Source organism: Microbacterium sp. (assembly GCF_030149085.1).
GTDB lineage: Bacteria > Actinomycetota > Actinomycetes > Actinomycetales > Microbacteriaceae > Microbacterium.
This window is the reverse complement of record NZ_JASBSF010000269.1, coordinates 1-5,440: the sequence shown is the minus strand read 5'-3', so window position 1 is coordinate 5,440 and position 5,440 is coordinate 1. Positions and strand designations below refer to the sequence as shown.

General features: G+C 66.4%; 6 protein-coding genes and 1 pseudogene. 6 read left to right on the top strand and 1 reads right to left on the bottom strand.

Annotation, left to right across the window (positions count from 1 at the left end; all coding sequences use genetic code 11):
* From Q1V87_RS10940 to Q1V87_RS10920, 5 genes and pseudogenes are all read left to right on the top strand, one after another.
* Window positions 1-135, top strand: a pseudogene (locus Q1V87_RS10940) (3-isopropylmalate dehydratase small subunit); the annotation flags it as partial.
* A 69-nt stretch (window positions 136-204) separates the two neighbouring features.
* Complete coding sequence (gene murA / locus Q1V87_RS10935) at window positions 205-1,572, top strand: UDP-N-acetylglucosamine 1-carboxyvinyltransferase (protein ID WP_300592593.1); 1,368 nt, start codon at window positions 205-207, stop codon at window positions 1,570-1,572.
* A gap of 1 nt (window position 1,573) precedes the next feature.
* A complete protein-coding gene (locus Q1V87_RS10930; protein WP_300592591.1) occupies window positions 1,574-2,338 on the top strand; it encodes a 1-acyl-sn-glycerol-3-phosphate acyltransferase in 765 nt (254 codons plus the stop codon).
* On the top strand, window positions 2,328-3,464 hold the full coding sequence (locus tag Q1V87_RS10925) for an NAD(P)H-dependent glycerol-3-phosphate dehydrogenase (protein ID WP_300592589.1): 1,137 nt from the start codon (window positions 2,328-2,330) through the stop codon (window positions 3,462-3,464). The genes Q1V87_RS10930 and Q1V87_RS10925 overlap by 11 nt, the downstream gene beginning before the upstream one ends.
* Window positions 3,364-4,452: a D-alanine--D-alanine ligase family protein gene (locus Q1V87_RS10920; protein ID WP_300592587.1), complete on the top strand. Its 1,089-nt coding sequence runs from the start codon at window positions 3,364-3,366 to the stop codon at window positions 4,450-4,452. The genes Q1V87_RS10925 and Q1V87_RS10920 overlap by 101 nt, the downstream gene beginning before the upstream one ends.
* Before the next feature lie 28 nt (window positions 4,453-4,480).
* Here Q1V87_RS10920 and Q1V87_RS10915 read toward each other — a convergent pair whose 3' ends face one another.
* On the bottom strand, window positions 4,481-4,981 hold the full coding sequence (locus Q1V87_RS10915; protein ID WP_300592585.1) for a DUF3515 family protein: 501 nt from the start codon (window positions 4,979-4,981) through the stop codon (window positions 4,481-4,483).
* Window positions 4,982-5,014: 33 nt separating this feature from the next.
* On the opposite strand from Q1V87_RS10915, the gene Q1V87_RS10910 reads away from it, so the two are divergent.
* A partial coding sequence (locus Q1V87_RS10910; RefSeq protein WP_300592582.1) for an AIR synthase related protein occupies window positions 5,015-5,440 on the top strand: 426 nt, incomplete at its 3' end.

Here is a 5,440-nt window from a genome sequence, read left to right as displayed (position 1 = left end):
ATCGACGATTACACTAGATGGCGGCTCCTGGAGGGGCTCGACGATATCGGGCTCACACTGCGAAACGAAGAAGCGATCACCCAGTTCGAGTCGCGCCGCGCATCCTGGCGGCCGCGAACCCTCCCCGTTCCGTAGCCGACTACCGAGGCATCAGCAGACCCGATCGGTCTCGCGGTGCCGAGATATAAGTGAGGTCCATCCCGGATGAAGACGCTTCTGAGCGACGAAGCCGCGCAGGCGGCAGCTGCCGAACCGACGGGCGAGGTGCTGCTGGTACGCGGCGGGCGCCCGCTGCGCGGACGGGTGACCGTCACGGGCGCGAAGAATCTCGCGACCAAGGCGATGGTGGCATCCCTGCTCGGCGACTCGCCGAGCACCCTGCGTGATGTGCCGCAGATCAGCGACGTCCGGGTCGTCCGTTCCCTGCTCGAAGTCCACGGGGTGAAGGTCACGGACGGGGCAGAGCCGGGCTCGCTCGAGCTCGACCCGACGGATGCCGTGTCGGCCCACATGGAAGAGATCGACGCTCACGCCGGTGCTTCCCGTATTCCGATCCTGTTCTGCGGCCCGCTGCTGCACCTGCTCGGTGAGGCGTTCATCCCCGACCTTGGCGGATGCCGCATCGGCGACCGTCCGATCAACTTCCACCTGGACGCACTCCGCCAGTTCGGTGCCGTCGTCGAGAAGTTGCCGACCGGCATCCGTCTCTCGGCGCCGGAGGGGCTGCACGGCGCGAACATCGAGCTGCCTTACCCGAGCGTCGGCGCGACCGAACAGGTGTTGTTGACCGCCGTTCGCGCCGCTGGAGTGACCGAGCTTCGGGGTGCGGCAATCGAGCCCGAGATCATGGATCTCATCGCCGTGCTGCAGAAGATGGGCGCGATCATCTCCTACGAGCCCAACCGCGTCATCCTCATCGAGGGTGTCGATGCGCTCACGGGATACGACCACCGCTGCATCTTCGACCGCAACGAAGCAGCGTCCTGGGCGTCCGCGGCACTCGCGACCGACGGTGACATCTTCGTCGAGGGTGCGAAGCAGCAGGAGATGCTGACCTTCTTGAACATCTACCGCAAGGCTGGTGGCTGGTTCGATGTGCGCGAGGACGGCATCCAGTTCCGCCGCGGTGGACCCCTCAAGCCGGTCATCGTCGAGACCGACGTGCACCCCGGGTTCATGACCGACTGGCAGCAGCCGCTCATCGTCGCGCTCACGCAGGCGGAAGGCGAGTCGGTCGTGCACGAAACGGTGTATGAGAACCGGTTCGGGTTCACCGACGCCTTGAACAAGATGGGCGCCAGCATCGTCGTGCACCGCGATGGCCTGGACGCGCCGTACCGTCGCGTTCCACGGCGCGCCCTGGAGCAGGCTGCCGTCGTGACCGGCCCCACGCCGCTCCACGGCGCCGACGTCGTCGTACCTGACCTTCGCGGCGGATACAGCCACCTGATCGCAGCCCTTGCTGCCGACGGAGAGTCAACCGTCCGCGGCGTCGGGATCCTGAGCCGCGGGTACGAGAAGCTCTTCACCAAGCTTTCGGCACTCGGCGCAGATTTCGATATCGTCGGCTGATATGGGCGACCCCAAACCGCGAGCCTCCTCGGAGAAGACGCGGCCCAGCGTCTTCTGGCCGCTGGCAGCGATAGTGGTGCCGTTGCTGGGAATCGTGGCGCGGGTGGACATCGATGACGGCCACAAGCTGCCCCGCAAGGGTGCCTTCGTCCTCGCGCCGAACCACTTGAGTGAGTTCGACCCGATCATCGTCGCGCGAGCGGTGTGGGGGATGGGACGTGCGCCGCGCTTCATGGCGAAGGAGAGCCTGTTCCGAATTCCTGTCCTCGGTGCGATCCTTCGTGCAACGGGCATGATCCCGGTTGCGCGGGCGTCGTCCGCAGGCTCTGCCAAGCAGACCATGGCTCAGGCGGAGCATCTCGTGGAAGAGGGTCGCGGGGTGATCGTCTACCCCGAGGGCAGCCTCACCCGGGACCCCGACCTGTGGCCCATGCGTGGAAAGACCGGTGCCGTACGGCTGGCCTTGGAGGGTGATATCCCGCTCATTCCTGTCGCCCACTGGGGGGTGCAACGCATCCTGCCGCGCTACGGCAAGCTGAGCCTGTGGCCGCTGCGCAAGCGTGTGCGCGTTCTCGTGGGAGACCCGCTGGATCTCTCGGCGTTCGTGGGACGCACCCGCGAGGCATCCGCCCTTGTCGCAGCGACCGACCTCCTGATGGCCGAGATTGCTCGTCTCGAGGGCGTGCTGCGCGAACAGACTCCGCCCGCCGAGCGCTGGGATCCGGCCTCCCACGGGCAGAAGGAGACCGGGCGCCTTGAGTCGTAAAGCGGATGCCGTACGTCCCCGGGTGACGGTGGTCGGTGCTGGTAGTTGGGGGACCACGTTCGGCAAGATCCTCGCCGACGGTGGCGCCCAGGTCACGATGTGGGCTCGGCGCCCTGAACTTGCCGCCGAGATCACCGAGGCCAAGCGCAACAGCCACTACCTCCCGGGCATCAATCTTCCTCGTTCCATGACAGCGACGTCCCGGCTGGAGGAGGCGCTCGCGGGAGCAGAGCAGATCTATCTGTCAGTGCCGAGCCAGGCGCTTCGTCAGAATCTCAAGACAATCCGTCCCCTCCTTGCCGACGCCGGCATTCCCGTCGTATCGCTCATGAAAGGCGTCGAACGCAAGACCGGCCTGCGGATGAGTCAGGTGATCGAGCAGGAACTGCGATGCGATCCCGACCTCATCGCCGTCGCATCCGGCCCCAACCTGGCCCTGGAGATCGCGAAGGAGCAGCCCACAGCGGCGGTCATCGCATCCAGCAGCCAGGAGACAGCGGATGCCGTCGCCCGGCGCGCCCGCAACTCGTATTTCCGGACGTTCGTGAACACGGATGTCGTGGGCACAGAATTCGGCGGCGTTCTCAAGAACCTGATCGCCGTCGCGATCGGAATCGTGGATGGCGTCGGTTACGGCGAGAACACGAAGGCCTCGATCATCACGCGTGGCCTCGTCGAGATGACGGACTTCGCCGTCGCTCAGGGCGCGCACCCCGCGACCCTCCAGGGACTCGCGGGGCTCGGTGATCTGATCGCCACATGCCAGTCCCCGCTCAGCCGGAACAACACAGCCGGCCGTCTTCTCGGTCAGGGATACAGCTTCCAGGACGTGGTGAAGCAGATGGAGCAGACCGCCGAAGGTCTTGCCTCCGTTGCCCCCGTCTTGGCACTTGCCGCGGAGGCGGGCATCCACATGCCCATCGTCGAGCAGGTGAAGATGGTTCTGGACGGCACGATGAACCCCAAGGACATCGCGCCGCACCTCACAACGGACGACGACGAACCCCAGGGCGAGAGGACGCAGAATGGCACAGGCGACGGTGGCGGTGCTGTTTGGCGGTCGCTCCAGCGAGCACTCGATCAGCTCCGTCACGGCGGGAGGGGTGCTGCGGGCACTCGACCGTGAGCGCTTCCGCGTCATCCCGGTCGGCATCACCCGCGACGGCGTCTTTGTCCTCGAAGAGGACGACCCTGACAAGTTCGCCCTCGATGCCGCGCACCTTCCCGAGGTGAGCGACAACGGCACCCGCGTGCTCTGGCCCGAAGGTGGCGCCGACCGCGTGCTCCGCGTGCGCCGCGCAGACGGCACTGTTGACACACTCGGCTCCCTCGACGTGGTCCTGCCGATCCTGCACGGAGTCCACGGCGAGGATGGCACAGTTCAGGGTTTTCTCGACACCCTCGGCATCCCATACGCGGGAGGCGGCGTGTTGGATTCGGCGCTGTGCATGGACAAGCACTTCATGAAGATCGTGCTGCAGGCATCCGGTGTGACAGTCGCGCCGTGGATCACGATCACGCGCGATTCTTGGGCTTCGGATCCGGATGCCGCGCGGCAGGCTGCTCGCACGCTCGGCGTGCCGAACTTCGTCAAGCCGTCGCGGGCCGGCTCGAGCGTCGGTGTCTCCAAGGTGCACGACTGGGACGAATTCGACGCCGCCGTCGAGCTGGCGCTCGCCGAGGATGACAAGGCGCTCGTTGAGACCGCGATCGTCGGGCGCGAGATCGAGGTCGCCGTGCTCGAGACGCCGGGCTCCGCGCCGGCGCGTGCGTCGCTGCCCGGCGAGATCGTGTTGACCACACGCGAGTTCTACGACTTCGAGGGCAAGTACCTCGGCGGTGACGGAGCCGAGGTCGTGTGTCCTGCCGTGCTCACGGATGATGAGATCGCTGCCTTGCAGGCAGCGGCGATCCGCGCCTTCGATGCCGTCGGCGGGCGGGGACTCGCGCGCGTCGACTTCTTCCTTACTTCGGCTGGGATCTACGTCAACGAGTTGAATACGATGCCCGGCTTCACACCGATCTCGATGTTCCCGAAGTGTTGGATCGCCTCGGGGATGACGTACGCCGAGTTGATCAGCGATCTTCTCGACACCGCGCTGGCGCGCCGGTGATAGCCCCGCGACGATAGTCGTGCCGCGCTCACCCGTCTGTGGGTGAGGAGCTGCTGACCTGGTCAGTGCACTCGAGACCGTTCACGGGGAGTGTGTCGACGATGATGTTCCCAAGCGTGTCGAGGACCTCGGCGCTCGATACCGTGTCGCTGTCAAGGTAGACCTCGACGGCAGGATCGGTGCCGAACGACGTGAGCCGGTAATACGGCGCGTCGGTGTCGTCGACGATCCAGTCGACACCGCTCAGGGTCGAGCACGGGAGGGTCGTCGGGCCGGGAACTGCGACGCCGCAAGACACAAGAATGTTGCTCTTGCCGCCCTCGCCCCAGGCGCCGGTGGACTGAGCATCCGTCCACCGGCGCTCGAAACCATCGAGCGTCTGAGGGAACCGGACTGTCACATCAGCGCAATGCGGGTTGTTCGCATCGGGCGCCGGCTGCATCGACACCGTCGTGCTGCAGGCAGCGAGCACGAGGAGGCTCGTCGTGCACAGCACCGCCGCGGCGGAGGCGCGGCGGGCGAGTGGCATTGGTCCAATCTACCGCCGCGGTAGCGTGGAGCGATGCAGGATCCCTGGGTCGGTGAGCTCTCGGAGGGCGAGATTCTCTCTGCCATCCTGCGTGAGCTGGGTCCGTCTGCGGCAGAGGTGGGGCCGGGGGATGACGCAGCCGTGCTGACCGCGGCTGACGGACGTGTCGTCGCGACGGTTGACACGCTCGTGCACGGTCCGGACTTTCGCCTCGCCTGGTCGAGCGGCTTCGACCTCGGGTGGAAGGCCGCGGCGGTCAATCTCGCCGATATCGCGGCGATGGGCGCGCGCCCGACATCGCTTCTGGTCGCGCTCGCGATGCCAGACGCCACTCGGCTTTCTTTTGTCGTCGACCTTGCCCGGGGGCTTCGCGCCGGGTGCGACGAACTAGCACCGGGTTGCGTCGTGGAGGGCGGTGATCTGACGGTGTCTGACGTGCTCACCGTCGCCGTGACCGCG

Excerpts from the sequence above, each read along its gene's own strand:
- murA (WP_300592593.1), top strand. The coding sequence starts at position 205 with ATGAAGACGCTTCTGAGCGACGAAGCCGCGCAGGCGGCAGCTGCCGAA.
- Q1V87_RS10930 (WP_300592591.1), top strand. The coding sequence starts at position 1,574 with ATGGGCGACCCCAAACCGCGAGCCTCCTCGGAGAAGACGCGGCCCAGC.
- Q1V87_RS10920 (WP_300592587.1), top strand. The coding sequence starts at position 3,364 with ATGGCACAGGCGACGGTGGCGGTGCTGTTTGGCGGTCGCTCCAGCGAG.
- Q1V87_RS10915 (WP_300592585.1), bottom strand. The coding sequence starts at position 4,981 with ATGCCACTCGCCCGCCGCGCCTCCGCCGCGGCGGTGCTGTGCACGACG.